Origin of the sequence: Mycobacterium simiae, assembly GCF_010727605.1 — a bacterium.
GTDB classification, from domain to species: domain Bacteria; phylum Actinomycetota; class Actinomycetes; order Mycobacteriales; family Mycobacteriaceae; genus Mycobacterium; species Mycobacterium simiae.
In genome coordinates this window covers 44,677-63,642 of record NZ_AP022568.1, presented here as the reverse complement: position 1 = coordinate 63,642, position 18,966 = coordinate 44,677, and the positions used below count along the sequence as shown (strand labels likewise).

Below are 18,966 nucleotides of genomic sequence, written 5' to 3'. Positions count from 1 at the left end.
AGCCGCCGGTAGCCAGCAACACACCAGGAGAGGGGCAGCGTGGCTGACCGCCTGATCATCAAGGGCGCCCGCGAGCACAACCTGCGCGGCGTCGACCTCGACCTGCCGCGCGATTCGCTGATCGTCTTCACCGGGCTGTCGGGATCGGGCAAGTCGTCGTTGGCCTTCGACACCATCTTTGCCGAGGGGCAGCGCCGCTACGTGGAGTCGCTGTCGGCCTATGCCCGTCAATTCCTCGGGCAGATGGACAAACCCGACGTCGACTTCATCGAGGGCCTGTCACCGGCGGTGTCCATCGACCAGAAATCGACGAACCGAAATCCGAGGTCGACCGTCGGCACGATCACCGAGGTCTACGACTATCTACGGCTGCTCTACGCCCGGGCCGGCAGCCCGCACTGCCCGGTGTGTGGCGAGCGGATTGCCCGCCAGACGCCGCAGCAGATCGTCGATCAGGTGTTGGCGATGCCGGAGGGCACCCGATTCCTGGTGCTCGCCCCGGTGGTGCGCACCCGTAAGGGTGAGTTCGCCGACCTGTTCGACAAGCTGAACGCGCAGGGTTACAGCCGGGTGCGGGTCGACGGAGTGGTGCATCCGCTGACGGACCCGCCGAAGCTGAAGAAGCAGGAGAAGCACGACATCGAGGTCGTGGTGGACCGGTTGACCGTCAAGGTCGCCGCCAAGCAACGGCTGACCGACTCGGTCGAGACCGCGCTGAACCTCGCCGACGGCATCGTGGTGTTGGAGTTTCCCGACGATCGTGACGAGCACGACCACCCACGTGAGCAGCGGTTCTCCGAGAAGCTGGCCTGTCCCAACGGACATCCGCTGGCCGTCGACGACCTGGAGCCGCGATCGTTTTCGTTCAACTCGCCCTACGGCGCCTGCCCCGAATGTGTGGGCCTGGGCATCCGTAAGGAGGTCGATCCCGATCTGGTGGTGCCGGACCCGGACCGCACCCTGGCCGAGGGCGCCGTGGCACCGTGGTCGGCGGGGCACACCGCGGAATACTTCACCCGGATGATGGCCGGCCTCGGCGAGGAACTCGGATTCGATGTCGACACGCCGTGGCGCAAGCTGCCGGCCAAGGCGCGCAAGGCGATTCTCGAAGGCTCCGATCACCAGGTCCACGTGCGGTACCGCAACCGCTACGGCCGAACCCGTTCGTACTACGCGGATTTCGAGGGGGTGCTCGCGTTCCTGCAACGCAAGATGGAGCAGACCGAATCCGAGCAGATGAAGGAACGGTACGAGGGCTTCATGCGGGACATCCCGTGCCCGGTATGCGACGGGACCCGGCTCAAGCCGGAGATCCTGGCGGTGACGCTGACGGGGGAGTTCGGGGGGGAGCGGGCTGCCAAGTCCATCGCCGAGGTCAGCGACCTGTGTATCTCAGACTGCGCCGACTTCCTCAACGCGCTCACCCTCGGCCCTCGCGAGCAGGCGATCGCGGGGCAGGTGCTCAAAGAGATCCAGTCGCGGCTGGGCTTCCTGCTCGACGTGGGGCTGGAATATTTGTCGCTGTCCCGGGCGGCGGCCACGCTGTCCGGCGGTGAGGCGCAACGCATTCGGTTGGCCACCCAGATCGGCTCGGGTTTGGTCGGGGTGCTCTACGTTCTCGACGAGCCGTCCATCGGGCTGCATCAGCGCGACAATCGTCGGCTGATCGAAACCCTCACGCGGCTAAGGGCTTTGGGGAACACGCTGATCGTCGTCGAGCATGACGAGGACACCATCGCGCACGCCGACTGGGTCGTCGACATCGGGCCGGGCGCCGGGGAGCACGGCGGCCAGATCGTGCACAGCGGCACCTATCAGGAGCTGTTGGCCAACAAGGAATCCATCACCGGCGCCTACCTGTCGGGCCGCGAAAGCATCGCCACGCCCCCACATCGACGTCCGGTTGATCACAAGCGCAAGCTCACCGTTGTCGGGGCTCGCGAGCACAATCTGCGCGGCATCGACGTCGCGTTCCCGCTCGGCGTTCTGACCTCGGTCACCGGTGTGTCGGGTTCCGGCAAGTCGACACTGGTGAACGATATTTTGGCGGCCGTGCTGGCCAACCGGCTCAACGGCGCCCGGCAGGTTCCCGGCCGGCACACCCGGGTCACCGGCCTGGACCACCTGGACAAGCTGGTGCGGGTGGATCAGTCGCCGATCGGCCGCACGCCGCGATCCAACCCCGCCACCTACACCGGGGTGTTCGACAAGATCCGCACTCTGTTCGCCGCGACCACCGAGGCGAAAGTTCGTGGCTACCAACCCGGGCGATTCTCGTTCAACGTCAAGGGCGGCCGCTGCGAGGCATGCACCGGCGACGGCACGATCAAGATCGAGATGAACTTCCTGCCCGACGTGTATGTCCCCTGTGAGGTGTGCCAGGGGGCCCGGTACAACCGGGAAACGCTGGAGGTGCACTACAAGGGCAAGACGATCTCCGAAGTGCTGGACATGTCGATCGAGGAAGCGGCGGAGTTCTTCGAACCGATCAGCGGAATCCATCGCTACCTGCGTACCCTCGTCGACGTCGGTCTGGGTTATGTCCGGTTGGGGCAACCGGCGCCGACGTTGTCCGGGGGTGAGGCGCAGCGGGTGAAGCTGGCGTCCGAACTGCAGAAGCGCTCGACCGGCCGGACCATCTACATTCTCGACGAGCCCACCACCGGGCTGCATTTCGACGACATCCGCAAGCTGCTCAACGTCATCAACGGCCTTGTCGACAAAGGCAATACGGTTGTGGTGATCGAACACAACCTGGACGTGATCAAGACGTCGGACTGGATCATCGATATGGGTCCCGAGGGCGGTGCCGGCGGCGGCACCGTGGTTGCCGAGGGCACTCCGGAGGATGTCGCTGCGGTGCCGGAAAGCTACACCGGCAAGTTTCTCGCCGAGGTCGTCGGCCGCAGCGCTGCGCCGGCGCCGGCCAAGCCGCGCCCCAACCGGCGCCGCAAAGTGAGTGCTTAATCGTCCGCGTCTACCGCGGAAAGCAATTCCTGAAATGCGCCCTCCATGCATGCGGCATACCTGGCCGGATCGGCCAGGGCGTCACGATCCGCCGTAGCGCTGATTGACAAGATCCCGTTGTAGCTGGCAACGACGTGGATCAGATTCGCGCCGCCGACCAGCGGTCCGAGCCCGGCGGCGCGGAGGAGTCGGGCACCGCTGAAGTAGAGCGGCTCGCTGGGACCCGCAACGTTGGTGACCGTTGTGTTGGCGATCGTCGGACCGGAGAACGGGAGCGCGCTGGCGACCTTCGCTGTCATCCCCAGTAGTGAAGTTGGCAGTGTGCCAATCAATTCGATGAGCTGGGTGGTGGCCGTCGATTCCGCCTCGGCGCGGCTCCCCGCGGTCGATGCCGCGATGGCGGCGAGACGCTCAAGCGGATCAGCGATGTCGGTTCCGAGTGTTTGTAGCCGGCCGAATAGGTTGTTTCCCTTGCTGGTCTCATCGCCCGCTTTGCGTACTGACATCGGGCAGGCCGCGACGAGCGATTCCTCGGGAAGCTCACCGTGGCCCTTGAGATACGCACGAAGTGCTCCACCGACGTAGGCCAGTGCGACGTCGTTGATCGTCGCTCCCGGGACGCTGGCCTTGATCCTCTTGAAATCTGCGAGATCGTGGAACCGAGCCTCGAAGACTCGGCTCGACGAGAGCGCCTGGTTGAAGCGAGTTGTCGGCGCGAACGACGGTACAACGCCACGCGCGGCGGCGCGTACGGCACTTCCAATTACCTTGCCCGGCAGACCGATCAAGCCGCGGACCGCTTTGGGGGCGTTAGTGCCCAAAACCCTACCCGTGCGCCATGGATACAACGCAGCGTTGAGGGTTCCGCGTGAAAGCAATTCTGCGGTCGAAGGAAGCCGAAGAGGCTGCCAGGGGTTGTCGGGTCCAGTGGGACGCGGGCTGTCGGCGGCAAGATCGTGCAATGCCGCGATCATTTGCACGCTCGCCATGCCGTCGACCGCACAGTGGTGCAGTTTCAACGCCATCGCAAACGAGCCCTCCGGTACCCCGGGCACGCTATTGAGTCCCTCAATGATGGTGATCTCCCACGGAGGACGCCGCAGGTCGATCTGCCGAGCGTGCAGCTGCGCGATCTCGATACAGAGTTGCCGCCAGTCGCCGGGCTCCGGCAACCCGATCTGGCGGACGTGGTAGTCGAGGTCGAAGCTTGGGTCGTCCACCCAATAGGGCCGATGGAAACCGCCGGGTAGCTCCGTCAATCGCTGCCGGAAGACATCTGCGAGGTGCAATCGGGCGTCGAGTTCCTCGAGGATCGCCTTGAACGTCACTGTGCCGCCCAGGGCGGTCGACGAGTCATAGATCAGCAGCAGCTGAATCTGTATCGGCGCCTCCGGCGTCTCCGCGCGCAACATCATGTCGTCGGTCCAACTCAGTTGCCGCATTGGCTTCCCCTCGCGCTCGCTGTTGCGGCCCGCGCAGGCCGGTCGCCTTGCCAGGCTCGAAATTCATGTCAGCGTCGGCGGTCATGCGCATAGCCGCATATTGGGCGAGCCATGTAGCCTCTGAGGTCACCCTACGCTCGGGGGATGATCGCAGCGGGTCGACCACACGGTTCGGCTGCCTCTCGGGCCACTACGTTTCGCACCGGGCGTGGCGTTGCGTGTCGCCACTCACCCAAAACAGGTGGCTGGTGCCGAGCGACACGTTTTGTTAGCTGATTTCGCCCCCATTCTCGTGTTGTGCGCGCAAGCGACCACCAATAGATCGGACGTGACCCAGAATGCTGGGATTGCAAACTCTTTCTCCTAGGTGCACCGCCGCGCGAACGCCTCGCGCCGCTGCGCGCGAATTGCGTTGAGCGTCAACGGCGTGTGTCACCTGCGACCTGCCGTACACGACCGGCCCAGTGCATCGCCAATTCCTGCTCACGGCACGCACCGCCTGCAAACTAGCTCTGCCGGATTCGGTTCTAACCGCTACCTCTGACGATGCGCCCAAGACTGCGTTCCGAGCAGAGGTTTCGGAATGAATCGCAACGATTCGACATCCCGGGCGCGCCACGACGCGGGCTGGCAACGGCGATCCGGGAACTGCGGACTACGAGACAGTATCGCCGCGTAACCGTACCAAACGGGTGGTACTCGTCTCGTCGAGCTGGACGAGGTCGCCACGGGACCTGAGGAAGTCGCTGAAAGACCGGAAACCCAAAGCCTTTTCGCTGAACGACGGATCCATCCGTTTCATCTGGGCTTTGACGGCCGAGTTGTGCAGCCACTCGGCGTCGTCTTTGTCCTGACCGATGCGCAGCGCGCGTTCGAGCAACCCGGTGGCCGCCGCCTGCGGATCGGCCGGTACCGCGTCGTCGTCGGCGTCGCGGCCACTGGAGCGCCGTGCCCGCCCCTTCGGTTCGGCCGCGCGCGATTCCTGCGTGGATATTCCGGGCAGCGCGTCGTAGGTGACAAACTCATCGCAGGCCGCTGCCAGTGACCGGCTGCTGGCACCGGCCACACCGATACCTACGACGTAGCGACCTAGCCGCTTGCACCGCTGAGCCAACGCGATGTAATCGGAATCGCCGCCGACGATCACCACGTGGGTCAGATCGGGCAACCGGAACATATCTTCGACCGCGTCGACGGCTAGCCGGATGTCCGCCCCGTTCTTCCCGTAAGCAGCGGCCGGGAAGAGCTGAACAAGATCGACTGCGCGGCCCACCAGTTGACCGTGGTAGGCGGCGTTGACGTCGGCGGACCAGTCCGCGTAGGCGCGGGTCAGCACGAGTGTGCCGAACGATGACGCGAAATCGATGATGGCGCCGACGTCGACGGTCGCCGACTGCAGCCGATCCGTTTCGAGGCCGTTGGCCTTGTCCTTGTGGAAGGAGTTTCGCCCGTGGACTTGGTCGTAGCGCGAGATCACGATGTTGTCGAAGTCGAGGTAGACGGCGACGCGGGTGGTGGCCGATTCCGTCATCCTGTGTTCATCCCCCGGACTTCGGGGCTCAGCGAATCAAAAGCTGTCATCCGGTCATGGTGCGCCACCGCGTCCAACCCATCAAGCCCAAGTCGTGTAGCGTGTTGGGTGTTCAGACTTTCAACCAAGCCCACGTTGGTTTTGGTGCTCGGGACCCCGCTCTTTGTCGCCGGCGCATTATCGGGCGTTTGACGGGGTCCGCGGCCTCTACTGCTAAGGAGTCAGAGTTACTCGGCGCGGCTGGTCGACTCAGCCAGCCGACGCTCCGGTTGCAACCAGTTTTGTCTTCGCTGAATAGCGTTGGCCGGCGATCTCATTGGGCGCACAAGCCACCCCAGGCGAATATCGCAGGGAAGTCGTCGAGGGTGCACCTTCGGTTGCCCGCACCCGCAGCTACGCTGCTGTCCCTACTGACCGTGGTGGACCTGCCCCCGGAAGGACAAAAACTATGGCGATCACTGATATTCCGGCCTTCGCTCACCTCACAGAGGCCGACATCGAGGCCCTCGCTGCTGAGCTTGACGCGATCCGGCTGGACATCGAGGCCTCCCGAGGCGAGCGCGACGCGCGCTACATCCATCGGACCATCGCCGCACAACGCGCCCTCGAGCTGGCCGGCCGGCTCATGCTCGGTGCTAGTTCGAAACGCGCGACGTGGTGGGCGGGGACGGTAACCCTCGCGTTGGCAAAGATCATCGAGAACATGGAGGTCGGCCACAATGTCATGCATGGCCAATGGAACTGGATGAACGACCCGGAGATCCACTCCTCGGCGTGGGAATGGGACATGACTGCGGCGTCCAAGCACTGGATATCCGCACATAACCATCGGCACCACAAGTACACCAACATTCTCGGCATGGACGACGATGTCGGCTATGACCTCCTTCGCGTTACCCGAGATCAGCCGTGGAAGCCCTACAACGTCGGCAACCTGGTGTTCAATGCAATCCTCGCTCTTGGCTTCGAGTGGGGAATTGGTTTGCAGAACATCGATTTGGGCAAGCTTCTGAAGCCTGGGCCGGAGCGCATCGAAACCCTTGAGCTCGCCCGCGAATTCTTCGCGAAGGCCGGCAGGCAACTAGTCAAGGATTACGTCGCGTTCCCGGCGCTGACGTCGTTGTCGCCGGCGGCGACCTACAAGTCGACGTTGAAAGCCAACGTGGTGGCCAACCTGATACGCAACGTCTGGGCCGATGCGGTGATTTTCTGCGGGCATTTCCCAGATGGCGCAGAGAAATTCGCCAAGAGCGACCTGAGCAGTGAGACGCGGGGCCACTGGTACCTGCGCCAGATGCTGGGCAGTGCCAATTTTGGCGCGGGTCCAGCGCTGCGGTTCATGAGTGGCAACTTGTGCTATCAGATCGAGCATCATCTGTACCCTGATCTGCCGAGCAATCGGTTGGGCGAGATCTCTGGACGAGTGCGCGAACTGTGCGACAGGTACGACTTGCCTTACACCACAGGCTCCTTCCTGGTGCAGTGCGCCAAGACGTGGCGCACCATCGCTAAACTGTCCCTTCCCAACAAGTACTTGCGCGATACCGCCGACGACGCCGCGGAGACCCGCAGCGAGCGGATGTTCGCCCAACTGGCACCCGATTTCAGCGGCATCGATCCGGAGACAGGCCGTCGCCGTGGTCTCAAAACAGCGATCGCATCGGTTAGGAAGATGGCGCATCGAGATGGTGTGTTGCTCAAACCACTGGCACGCAAGCATTGCGCGACGCTCGCGATGGCGACTGCTTCAGCAGATTTACCCGAATTGTTGATCAGAGTTTGACGGGGAAATTAATCCGGCATCGCGCCCCTTCTACGGCCGGTCGCCGCTCGACGAGACTTCAGGCGCCGACTCCGGCAACCCTCCACCCGAGCCAAAACTCCTCCGCCGCACCATAGTTCAAAGGTGACCGCAGCGTCGTCTGATCGAGTCACCCTGAGCGATGACGCCTGGCCGACCGACGACGGGGAGAAGGTGATCCCAGGTGCAACGACTGCCGTTGACCACATGAGCCATCCGTGGCGTACCGTCAATAGTGAGCTGTTTCGTTGTCGACGCTGGCTTCAATCGGTATTTCGCGATGGAGACTGCTGGCAATGCGATTCCTCCCGTCGGGCCGCCCGTGGCCCGACATCGTCGAACTTTGAAGGGCTGTTCCATGAATCGCATCGATGCGGCGACCGGTGTTATTGCCGCACAAGAGAATACAACAATGATGGGGGAGCCGAGTACATCTGCGGGTGCTAGCGTCGCGGCGCGACACCCGGTGAGCCCCGTGCGGCTCACCCTGGCATCGCGGCTAGGAAACGAGATCGATGGGGCCTGGTGGCCCCGCACTGGGCAGATGTCGCGGGAACTGCCCGACTTGATTTCGATTCTGACGGTTCGGTTAGGCAATGTTGTCGACATCAACGTCAACTGGTCGTCGGCGCACTGTCAGCAGGACCTGAATTGGGGCTGGTGGCAAGGCATCCGCCCACGGGTGATGACGGTTGACGGCCGTGGTGCACGGGCGAAAATCCTGATCGTTCCGTATCAGACCGGCACGGCTCTGGCGGTCATGCTATTGCGTCGGGCGGCGGGCCTGTCAGTCCTCGCTGCGCATCGTGACTCACGCGCGTTCGTGACCGCCGACTGCGTACTGCGCGCAGCCAAGGGAGAAAAAATGTTTGAACTGCGTCGCTCCCGGCGAGCTGCTGCTGCGACGGGAACAAACGTCCGCGAGGGATGAGACCCGGGACTCGTGCGCTCGACAGCTAGGGCTGCGGTGCTCCGTTTTCTTTCGTCCCGGTCATGAGGAGGCTCTGGGTGGTCGACACATTGCTTGGTCCAGCGGCGTTCATCATGACGGTGTGCGCCCGGGCCGGATCGGCCTGCGGAGCCACCACCAACAAGACGATCTTGTTGCGATTGAGCCCGATGACTTCGACCGTGTTGATCGGCTGGCGGCGGTATCCGTCGAGCCGCACCGTTCGCCCTCCCGTCACGAATTTTGCAGGCGGCATTGCCCATTCGTTCACGTTGTAGATCACACGGCCGATCGGACCGAGTCGAACAGATAACACGGACAACAGATCTGGCAGCTCTGTAGTCAGGTCCGCACTGTGCGGCCACCATGCCCCATCGACGTACCCGTTCTGAGGAGCCTTCGGCTTGAGCTTCAGACGTGGCGTATTTTCCGGTGGGGTATGCCGATGATCGACATCAGTGTGGTCTTTTTTCTGCGTCATCGCGACGCTCCCGTCCTGGCCGCGAAACTAGCCAGATCATTCGAATCGGCGACGACATGGCGTTGAGTAGCCGGGTGCGAGATATCGCCGACACTCCCAACACTACGCGAAGAACGAGGGGCGAGCCGGGTGACGTGCCAGGAGACGGGCGAATTCTCAGCGGATGGAAACCAGTTGGTCGATCGAATCCGCAGGCAGGTCACCATCAACCACAGCGGTCACAGCGAGCTTGACGAGCGTGATCGCGCCCTTGTGATTGTCGAGAAACGCGGTATCAGAGGCATCCCGGCCGGTGGCGACACGGACCAGGGTCTGCCGCGGCGCCAATAACGTCGCGTCGACCACCCGCCATTGTCCCTCGACAAAAGCCTCCGCCACCGCATGAAAATCCATCGGATATAGGCCGGGCGCGTACACCGATACCAGGCGTGCCGGGACCTTCACCGCGCGAAGTAGCGCCACCACCAGGTGCGCGAAGTCGCGGCACACACCCTTGCCCGCGAGCAGCGTCTCCACCGCCCCGTCGATCGGGTCGCTGGAGCCGGGCACATAGTTCAGCCTGGTACCCACCCACGAACTCACATGCTCCAGCAGGGTCGCGGAGTCGTGATCATTGCCGAATTCGGTTGAAGCAAAACCATAAAATTTGTCGGCCTCGGCATAGCGACTGGGGCGTAGGTACATGGACTGGTCGTATTCCGTCACCGGAGCTGGGTCGGTCTGGCCTATGATCGTCGCAGCGTAGTGGACTTTTAACGTGCCGATCGCGGCATCGAATTTGTGAATGCGGTTGCCATGCACACCGCTGATCTCCAGCGGCTGAATCCGCTCTCCGTTCAAGACGAAGTGCAGCGACTCGAAGACCTCTGTCCGCGGATGTGGGGCCACGGCGAGCTGGAACTCTAATGTCGTGGCCGCGGTGATTTCGACTTCCAACTCGGCGCCCACTTCTCGTCTCATCACGCCATACTGCGCTTGGTGCCTCCTGTTCGCCAACTGTCTGACCTCAGATCGGCCACAGTTAGACGGTATGTGTTCTGCACCAAAGGGTTTCGTAGCTCCGCCGAACACCCTTCGTTGCACAGGGGCCTACCGCGGCAGCCGGGAGGACATCATGTTGGCGATCAGCCTGGCCTGGTTGATGGTGCCGGGCGCGCAGACGTTGACGTCGAGCACCACATTGCTCACCGCGGACAGTACGTGCTGACATACCAACGGATCGTTGGCCAGCGTGTGCTGCAGAGCGATGTTGGGCGGATTGCCGCTGAGCGGCCCGAAGGTCCATTCGAACGTGGTCTTGCCGTTGACTTGAGTCACGGTTTTGCCCGCGCACGTCCGCCACTGGGGCGCCTGCGCCGAGACGAATGCCTGGGCCTGGGCGGCCGAGGGGAAGACGACGACGCCCTGGGTCACGACATAGGCCGGGGTGCTATGCGGCTTCTGCAGCAGCTGGGCGAGCACGCCGGTGTAGCCGCTGTTCTGGTAGGTGGGGGCTTGGAAACCGATCAGCGCCCCGAGGCAGGTGTCGTCCGACAGCGTGTTACCCGGGCCGGCGTCCGTCATCTGGGTCTTGTTGTGGTCGACGACGATGCCGGTGGTGCCGACCAGCGTGTTGACCTGTTCCACCGGAACCAAGATCGAATCCAATTGCGCGACAGTCACTATCGGGGCAGCGCTACTGGTCGGGACGTTCGCGGCCGGCGGTGTTGCGATCGTACTGGGCGCCGGTGCGGCGGGCCGCGACCCACGGGATCTGTGTGTCGTCGCCCAGATCGCGGTGCCCGCGACGATCGCGATCACGAAGACGAGTGTGCCGAAGATCAATCCCAGCCTGCGCGTGGGCGGCGGGCGCCAGGGCGGGACGGGTTGGGTGGGCGCCCAACTCGGCGGCGGCGCCGGTGCGGTTTGCGGACGGAACTGGTGGACCCGCGGCGGTGGGCCGAAGTGCTGGCTGTACTCGATCAGGTCGGTCGCCTGTCGCTGGTCCGGTGCACTGAGTGCCTGCAGCGCAGCATTCGCCAGATCGCCGGCGGTCAGGTAACGGTCGTAAGGATCCTTGGCCATCCCGCGGGCGATGACCTCGTCGAAGGCGGCGGGGACGGCGGGATTGCGCATACTGGGCCGCGGGATCGGATCCATCAAATGTGCGGCCATCAGGCTGCTCAGGCTGGTGGTCTGGAAAGGCGTTGTGCCCGTGAGGCATTCGTACAGAAGGCAGGCAAGGGCGTAGATGTCGACGCGGTAGGTGAGGTCGTCGTTGCCGAATCGCTCGGGTGCCATGTAGTTCCAGCTGCCCACCGCGGCACCGGTTTTCGTTACCCGCTGGTCGGTGGCCGCCGCGGCGATGCCGAAGTCGACCAGGTAGGCGAAGTCGCCCTCGGTGAGCAGGATGTTCTCGGGTTTGATGTCGCGGTGGATGACGCCGGCGCGGTGGGCGGCATCGAGTGCGGAAGCGACTTGCTCCACGATCGCGACTGCGCGCGGCGGCGGCATCGGACCGGTGCGGCTCAGCTCGCTGGCCACGTCCCGGCCTTCGATCAGGCGCATGTCGATGAACACCTGACCGTCGAGCTCGCCGTAGTCGTGAATCGGCACGATGTGCGGTTCCTGCAGCCGGCCGGCGGTCTGGGCTTCCCGCTGCATGCGGCCGCGAATCACGTCATCGGAGCTGACTTGCTCGGAGACCAGTTTGAGCGCCACCACCCGGTCTTTGACGGTGTCGTAGGCCTCGTAGACCTCACCCATACCGCCGCGGCCCAGCAGTCGGCGCAGCTGATAGGGCCCGAACCGGCTGCCGATCCGCGAGCCCGGCCGCGTCTCACTCATCCCCGTCCCCCGACGCCGAAGCGACCGTCCTAGTCCTCATCCGCACGCATCGACTCGCGGATCTGGGCCAGCCGTTCGGCCGCGGCGCGCTGTCGCTGGTCGTACTGGTCGGCCACCGAGCGCCCTTCGCGGGATTCGGCGTCCAGTTCCGCATCGCCCAGTGACTTGGCGTACCGGTTCTCGATTTTCTCGCGCACGGACTCATAGGTCGGCACACCCGCGTCGTCATACCCGGGGTCGGGTTGGGCGGTGCCGGGCGTTGCTGGTTCGTCGGGCATGGACGTCACGCTACTGAAACGGGGCCGGGTTTGGCCGCTCGCGCTCGAGATACCGCACCATCTGCTGCCAATAGATCAGGGTCAGGATCATCTGCAGCACGGTGGCGATCGCCGCAGGAAGCAAGCGATGCCGCCGGGCCGCCAGGATGGCGACCACGGCCGACGCGGCGGTCAGCCCGCCGATCGCCAGGGCGGCGTCGCGGGGCCGGCGGGTGATCCACAACTCCTCGCCCAGCATCGCCCGCGTCGACCAGGCGTGTTGCTGGGGTGGTTGGCCGAAGACAAACGGGTTGGCCGCGAACCACACCGCCAGCCAGATCGCGTGCTGGCGCCGCCCTGTCCACGCCGCCAGCACGATCAACGGTGTGCTGGCCCAGCGCGTCCACGCGCTGCACGGATGGCAGTGCCGGGCGAATACCGCCCGCCGTATCCGTACCACCGAGGGCGCGGCCACTATCTCGGGGTGTTGGAGCGCTGCGCCGGTACGACCGGCTTTGCACCCGACGATGCGTCGGCGGGCGCGGTGCCGGGCAACGGCGTCCGCGGTACTCCGGGGGTGCCGAGCTGACCGGCCAGCCATGGCAAGGCGGCGGCGAATGCCCGGTCGGCGAACGGCCAGTCGTGTTTGCCGGGCTGAGGCAGCACGGCACAGTCGATGCCGTTGGCCCGGCCCAGCGCACACAACGAATAAGCGGCCGCGGTCTGGTTGCCGGGGTTGGCGGCGGCATCGCGTTCCGCCTGGTGCATGTCGGCGGTGTCCACCATCGGCGCCTCCCGGTGCGCGGCGTTCGCGCCGTCCGACGAGATGGCGAACCAGCCGGACACATCGTGGTACGCGCCGTGCCGGTTGATTACCGTGCTCGGGTCGAATGACGCCCAGGCATCGGCGCTGCCGCCGAACAAGCGGCTGATGGTTTGCGCCTTGTTGCCGGCGTTGGGGAAGAAGTCGCCGGCGACGTCGACGAATGCGCTGAACATGTCGGGATGCATGACCGTCAGGTCGACCGCGCAGGTGCCGCCCATCGACCAGCCCGCCACGCCCCAACCGGAGCGGGTCGCATTGACACCGAAGTTCGAAATCATATAGGGGACAACGTCTTTTGTGAGATGATCGGCGGCGTTGCCGCGTACGCCGTTGACGCATTCGGTGTCGTTGTTGAAGGCCCCGCCGGAGTCCACGAATACCAACACCGGTGCCTGACCGTGATGTGCCGCGGCGAAATCGTCGATCGTCGTGATCGCGTTGCCGGCGCGCGTCCAGTCAGCGGGGGTGTTGAACTGGCCGCCGATCATCATCACCGTCGGCAGCGCCGGGGGTGGTTGGGTGGCGAACCAGGCGGGCGGCAGGTACACGAGCTCGTCGCGGTGCTTGAAGTGCGACGCGGTCGACGGGATCGTCACCGCCACCACGCTGCCGTGCGGCGGCAGGTTTCCCCTGGCCGCCATCGCCGTAACGGCGGCCCGGTCGGCCTGGTCGGGCAGTGGGCCGGAGGTGAGTTGACTCCACGCGGACTGCACGGTGGGGAAGTAGCCGACCCACAGATTGAGTGTCAGCGCCGCGCTGAGCAGGCAGAGCGGAACCGACGCCAAGGTGGCGGCCCGCCGCCAGGCCCGGCTGTCGCGCCAGCCCAGGCACAGTAACGCGGCGGCCGCGCCGCCCAGCGCGATCCACAGCCACAGCGTCGCCGGCGCGGGATCCTCGGACAGGCCCCGGTCGCGGATGTACCAGTGCGTTCCATATGCCGTGGCGGCCCCGAGCACGGCGGCAATTGGCAGGAACACCGTCCACCATCGCCGTGATCGCCAACCGACGCCGAACGCCAGCGCGATCGCGGCCACGGCCTGGACCGTGATCGGCACCCAGCCGTGCATCAGCGAGGTGTGAGCGCTTGCCAACAATGTCCCGGTGGCGTCGGGCGCCGGCGTTGTCACGGGCTCCAGTGTGATCGATCGATAACCATCCCGAGCCCATGTTTACTCAATGTTTCTGTATGGTCGCTGGGATTGTCGGCCCCCCCGGTTAATGCGGCTTGGCCAGCGGAAAAGGCAGGGTTTCGCGGATGCTGCGGCCAGTTATGAGCATCACGAGCCGATCGACGCCCATCCCGAGCCCGCCGGTGGGCGGCATGGCGTATTCCATCGCCTGCAGGAAGTCCTCGTCGAGCTCCATGGCTTCGGGGTCGCCGCCGGCGGCCAGCAGCGACTGTGCAAGCAGCCGGCGCCGCTGCTCCACCGGGTCGGTCAGCTCGCTGTAGGCGGTGCCCAGCTCCACGCCCCACGCCACCAGATCCCAGCGTTCGGCGACACCGGGCTGGCTGCGGTGTGGACGAGTCAGGGGCGACACCGAGGTCGGAAAGTCGATGTAGAACGTCGGCGCCCCGGTCCGGTCTTCGACGAGGTGCTCGTAGAGCTCGAGCACGATCGCGCCGGCGTCCCAGTGATCCCGGTACGCAATGCCGGCGCGGTCGGACAGCTTCCGCAGAGCGGGCACGGAGGTGTTCGGGTTCACGTGCTCGCCGAGCGCCTCGGAAACCGCGTCGTGCACGGTCTTGACCGGCCACACCCCGGAGATGTCCACCGATTCCAATCTGGCGCCGGAGTCGTCGTCGGGGTGCGGCCGCAGCACGGTTTGACTCCCGTTGGCGGCCTCGGCAGCGTTCTGGATGAGTTCGCGGCAGCCGTCGATCCACACCCGGTAGTCGGCGTGCGCCTGATAAGCCTCCAGCAGGGTGAACTCGGGGTTGTGGCTGAAGTCGACTCCCTCGTTGCGGAACGCCCGGCCCAGCTCGAACACCCGCTCCACGCCGCCCACGCACAACCGCTTCAGGTAGAGCTCCGGTGCGATGCGCAAGAACAGGTCCATGTCATAGGTGTTGATGTGGGTGACGAAGGGACGCGCGGCGGCCCCACCGTGGATGGGCTGCAGGATCGGGGTTTCCACCTCGATGAAGTCCTTGGCGAACAACGTTTCCCGGATGGAGCGCAGCACGCTGCTGCGGGCGGTCACCAGATTGCGCGACTCTGTGTTGACCGCGAGGTCGACGTAACGTGTGCGCACTCGAGTCTCGGGGTCGGTGAGCCCTTTCCACTTGTTGGGCAACGGCCGCAGGCACTTTCCGACCATGCGCCAGTCGGCGACGATCAGCGACCGGGTCCCGTTTTTGCTGAAACCCATGTGTCCGGTCATTTCGACCAGGTCGCCGAGATCGATGGCCGCGGTGAAATCGGCGGTGCGGCCGGACTCCAGCCGCGAATTGTCCAGCAGCACTTGCATTTCGCCGGACCAGTCCCGTAATTCCGCGAACAGCACCCCACCGAAGTCGCGAATCCGCAGGATCCGCCCGGTGACCGACACGGTGTCCTGGTCGTCGCTGCCCAGCGCCTGCGCGACCGTGTGGCTGGGCGGAGATCCCACCGGGTAAGCGTCAATGCCGTTGCGCTGCAACGCCCTTAGTTTGGCCAGGCGGACGCGCACCTGTTCGGGCAGGCGGCGCCGGTACTCCTCGGAGTCGACTTCGTCACCGCGTTGGATGCCGCTGACGTCGGGTGCGGACCCGTCTTCGTGCAGCAACCCGGACTCCGCCAGCCTGGCCGGCACGGCGGGGTGATGCCCGGTGTGCACCTTGTCCCGCCGGCTGAACGGCAGCACCAGGAAACCCTCGGCCATGGCCGACGCCACACCCACCCGGGGAATCAACCGGGCGTCCTCGTAGCAGGCGTAGCGGGGCACCCATTCCGGCTGGTACTTCATGTTCGAGCGGTACAAGGTTTCCAACTGCCACCACCGGGAGAAGAACAGCAGCAGTCCACGCCACAACCGGGCGATCGGGCCGGCACCCAGTTGGGCGCCCTGTTCGAACGCGGAGCGGAACATGGCGAAGTTCAGCGACACGCGGTTGATGCCGAGCCGGTCGGCGTTGAGGGCGAGCTCGCTGACCATGAACTCGTTGGTGCCGTTGGGGGATTGGGGGGAGCGGCGCATCAAGTCCAGGGACACCCCGGTGCTTCCCCACGGCACCAGCGACAGCATCGCGACCACCTCGCCGGCCCGATCCAGCGCCTCGACCAGCAAGCACTCCCCGTCGGCCGGGTCGCCGAGTCGGCCCAGCGCCATGGAGAAGCCGCGCTCGGCCTGCGTGTCACGCCAGGCGTTGGCGCGTGCGATGGTCTCGGCCATCTCCTCTTCGGAGATGTCGCGGTGGCGCCGGATGCGTACCGTCAACCCCGCCCGGCGGGCGCGCGTCACGGCCTGGCGCACGCTGCGCATGTCCGGCCCGGAGAGCCGGAAATCGCTGGTCCGCAGGATCGCTTCGTCGCCCAGCTCCAGGGCGTTCAGGCCGCGGGCTCGATACACCTGCGCGCCGTGCGAACTCGCGCCCATGACGCCGGGTGCCCAACCGTAGGTCTTGCACAACGCCAACCAGGCCTCGACTGCCTGCGGCCACGCCTTGGGATCGCCCACTGGGTCACCGCTGGCGAGGCAGACACCGACCTCGACGCGGTAGGTGATGGCAGCGCGGCCGCTGTGGTCGAACACCACCGACTTGTCGCGACGCGTGGCGAAGTAGCCGAGCGAGTCGTTCTTGCCATATAGCTCGAGCAGCCCGCGGATCGCCGACTCGTCCTCTCCGGTCAGCGCGTTGTCGGCGCGCTGGGATTGGAACAGCACGATCGCGGCCGCGATCAGCGCGAGCGCGCCGAACAACCCGAAGATCGCGTTCATCAAGACGTGCGGCTTGCCGGTGAACAGGTCGGGATCGGCGAGGGCGAAGCCGACCACTCGGTTGGCCACATACGGCAGCCGGTCCTGCCGGGCCAGCGACCCGGGGAACAGCTCGACCAGGCCCCAGGACAGCAGGATCCCGATCACGTCGCCGACGACCAGGACGGCGGCCGCTTTGAACAACGCGGCGCGGCGGACCTTGGCCCAGAACTCCCGGTAGCTCAACACCAGCAGCACGATCACGACGATGTGCAGCGCGAAGCCGAGGTTCTCGCCGAACGTCTCTGACGCCGTGTTGTCGCCGGCGGCGATATCGGCGGCATTCCAGAATGCGGCCAGCACCATCTGGCCCAGCAACACCCACCAGGCGATGCGCTTGCGCGCGCTCAGCGCCGCCGCCAGCAGCGCCAGCACGAACGACCACGCGATGCTGGTGTCGGGGAAGTTGAACAGGTAGTCGTTGATGAATTCCCGGGGGGCTTTGATCAGCCACCGGATCAAGGGGGACACGCTGGCCAGCAACGACAGGGTGGCAATGACGCCAACGGTCCAGCCGGCCGCCGCCGGTACCCACCGATACCGGGAACTCGACCGGCTGCCGGAACGGGGCCCCGAAGCAGCAGAAGCGAGAGTCACAGACCGCGAGGATAAGCCTTCGATCCGTGAAATGCCTGGCGAAGCGCCAATAGTCGTCACCGCGAGTTGTGGGCGTGGTGGCGCCGAATTGCGCCCGCCAGCGAACTCTCGCGACGGCGCCGCCGTGGTCGAGATGCTAAATGAGGCCCAATGGCTGCTAGACTGGTCGACGCGACCATCCCGGCTCAGGCCTGGGACAGTTAAGTGGAGTCCCCTCCCACCGCTAACCGCGAGAGTATGTCAAGGTTCAGCGGTCCGGTCACAGGTACCGCGAGGTACCTGTTCCGCGCATCTCGCGGGCGGTTTGAACCCCGTTCAATCCGTGATCGGTCGGCATCGGGCCCTGCTACCGCAGGGCTTTTTTGCTGATGGTGTGGCGTCGCCACCGCTGACTCCCCAACGGCCACCGTCGCCGGTGTCGCAGCGAGTGGACTAGAAGCCCAACAAGGGAGGCCCCATCAGCACTGAGACCCGCGTCAACGAGCGCATCCGCGTACCTGAAGTCCGATTGATCGGCCCAGGGGGGGAGCAGGTAGGCATCGTGCGCATCGAAGACGCCTTGCGCGTCGCCGCGGACGCCGATCTCGACCTCGTCGAAGTTGCCCCCAACGCCAGACCGCCGGTCTGCAAGATCATGGACTACGGCAAGTTCAAGTACGAGGCGGCGCAGAAGGCGCGCGAATCCCGCCGGAACCAGCAGCAGACCGTAGTCAAGGAACAGAAGCTGCGGCCCAAGATCGATGATCACGATTACGCGACCAAGAAGGGTCACGTAATCCGCTTCCTGGAAGCAGGATCAAAGGTCAAGGTCACCATCATGTTCCGCGGTCGTGAGCAGTCGCGGCCCGAACTGGGCTACCGGCTCTTACAGCGGCTGGGCGCGGACGTCGCCGAATATGGGTTCGTCGAGACATCCGCCAAGCAGGATGGACGCAACATGACGATGGTGCTGGCACCGCACCGCGGCGCGAAGACCCGCGCCCGGGCGCGCCACCCCGAAGAAGTGGGAGCCGACGCGGCGCACGACGCCGATGGCACCGATGCGGCCGGCGACACCACGGCTTCATAGACCTGACCGATACCGAGAACTCAGCGAGAACCAGAGGAAACATGCCAAAGGCTAAGTCCCACAGCGGGGCAACCAAGCGATTCCGGCGCACCGGAACCGGCAAGATCGTCCGCCAACGAGCCAATCGCCGGCACCTGCTCGAGCACAAGCCGACCAAGCGGACCCGGCGGCTCGACGGCCGCACCACGGTCGCGGCCAACGACACCAAGCGCATCAACGCGCTGCTCAACGGCTGACCTTGCCCAGGCGGGCCGGGCCTGGCA

At 65.1% G+C, this 18,966-nt stretch carries 14 protein-coding genes; 5 read left to right on the top strand and 9 right to left on the bottom strand.

Features of this window, described 5'->3' with window-relative positions:
* Positions 1-39: 39 nt before the first annotated feature.
* Positions 40-2,967 (top strand): excinuclease ABC subunit UvrA, encoded by a 2,928-nt coding sequence (uvrA, locus tag G6N33_RS00215; RefSeq protein ID WP_044511657.1) that lies wholly within the window; start codon positions 40-42, stop codon positions 2,965-2,967.
* On the opposite strand, the gene G6N33_RS00210 is transcribed toward uvrA, so the two are convergent.
* On the bottom strand, positions 2,964-4,409 hold the full coding sequence (locus G6N33_RS00210) for a WS/DGAT/MGAT family O-acyltransferase (protein WP_044511659.1): 1,446 nt from the start codon (positions 4,407-4,409) through the stop codon (positions 2,964-2,966). The two genes, uvrA and G6N33_RS00210, sit on opposite strands and share 4 nt — an antisense overlap.
* Before the next feature lie 655 nt (positions 4,410-5,064).
* Positions 5,065-5,940 carry an NYN domain-containing protein gene (locus tag G6N33_RS00205; protein ID WP_044511660.1) on the bottom strand — a complete coding sequence of 292 codons (876 nt, stop codon included), beginning with the start codon at positions 5,938-5,940 and terminating at the stop codon, positions 5,065-5,067.
* A gap of 448 nt (positions 5,941-6,388) precedes the next feature.
* Between G6N33_RS00205 and G6N33_RS00200 the strand changes: the two genes are divergently transcribed.
* Both G6N33_RS00200 and G6N33_RS00195 read left to right on the top strand, forming a co-directional pair.
* Complete coding sequence (locus tag G6N33_RS00200) at positions 6,389-7,723, top strand: fatty acid desaturase family protein (RefSeq protein ID WP_081662280.1); 1,335 nt, start codon at positions 6,389-6,391, stop codon at positions 7,721-7,723.
* A 376-nt stretch (positions 7,724-8,099) separates the two neighbouring features.
* Positions 8,100-8,672, top strand: a complete 573-nt coding sequence (locus G6N33_RS00195) for a DUF5994 family protein (RefSeq protein ID WP_179962651.1) — start codon at positions 8,100-8,102, stop codon at positions 8,670-8,672.
* A 25-nt stretch (positions 8,673-8,697) separates the two neighbouring features.
* Here G6N33_RS00195 and G6N33_RS00190 read toward each other — a convergent pair whose 3' ends face one another.
* The 7 genes from G6N33_RS00190 to lysX form a co-directional block, all read right to left on the bottom strand.
* The gene (locus G6N33_RS00190; RefSeq protein WP_081662281.1) at positions 8,698-9,171 is read right to left on the bottom strand and encodes a DUF5994 family protein; all 474 of its coding nucleotides are present in this window, start codon (positions 9,169-9,171) and stop codon (positions 8,698-8,700) included.
* Positions 9,172-9,327: 156 nt separating this feature from the next.
* Complete coding sequence (locus G6N33_RS00185) at positions 9,328-10,131, bottom strand: transglutaminase-like domain-containing protein (RefSeq protein WP_044511662.1); 804 nt, start codon at positions 10,129-10,131, stop codon at positions 9,328-9,330.
* Between the two features lie 129 nt (positions 10,132-10,260).
* Complete coding sequence (locus tag G6N33_RS00180; protein WP_044511664.1) at positions 10,261-11,997, bottom strand: serine/threonine-protein kinase PknH/PknJ; 1,737 nt, start codon at positions 11,995-11,997, stop codon at positions 10,261-10,263.
* A 29-nt stretch (positions 11,998-12,026) separates the two neighbouring features.
* Positions 12,027-12,275, bottom strand: a complete 249-nt coding sequence (locus G6N33_RS00175; RefSeq protein ID WP_044513349.1) for a hypothetical protein — start codon at positions 12,273-12,275, stop codon at positions 12,027-12,029.
* A gap of 10 nt (positions 12,276-12,285) precedes the next feature.
* Positions 12,286-12,729, bottom strand: a complete 444-nt coding sequence (locus G6N33_RS00170) for a DUF6653 family protein (RefSeq protein WP_331271347.1) — start codon at positions 12,727-12,729, stop codon at positions 12,286-12,288.
* Positions 12,729-14,207, bottom strand: coding sequence for an alpha/beta hydrolase (locus G6N33_RS00165; RefSeq protein ID WP_408632754.1), 1,479 nt, complete (start codon positions 14,205-14,207; stop codon positions 12,729-12,731). Before G6N33_RS00165 ends, G6N33_RS00170 begins: the two co-directional genes overlap by 1 nt.
* Before the next feature lie 88 nt (positions 14,208-14,295).
* Complete coding sequence (gene lysX, locus G6N33_RS00160; protein WP_044513352.1) at positions 14,296-17,535, bottom strand: bifunctional lysylphosphatidylglycerol synthetase/lysine--tRNA ligase LysX; 3,240 nt, start codon at positions 17,533-17,535, stop codon at positions 14,296-14,298.
* Positions 17,536-18,091: 556 nt separating this feature from the next.
* Between lysX and infC the strand changes: the two genes are divergently transcribed.
* Together infC and rpmI are read left to right on the top strand one after the other, a co-directional pair.
* On the top strand, positions 18,092-18,703 hold the full coding sequence (gene infC / locus G6N33_RS00155) for a translation initiation factor IF-3 (RefSeq protein WP_081662283.1): 612 nt from the start codon (positions 18,092-18,094) through the stop codon (positions 18,701-18,703).
* A gap of 41 nt (positions 18,704-18,744) precedes the next feature.
* Positions 18,745-18,939, top strand: a complete 195-nt coding sequence (gene rpmI, locus G6N33_RS00150) for a 50S ribosomal protein L35 (protein WP_044511667.1) — start codon at positions 18,745-18,747, stop codon at positions 18,937-18,939.
* The last annotated feature ends 27 nt before the right edge of the window (positions 18,940-18,966 follow it).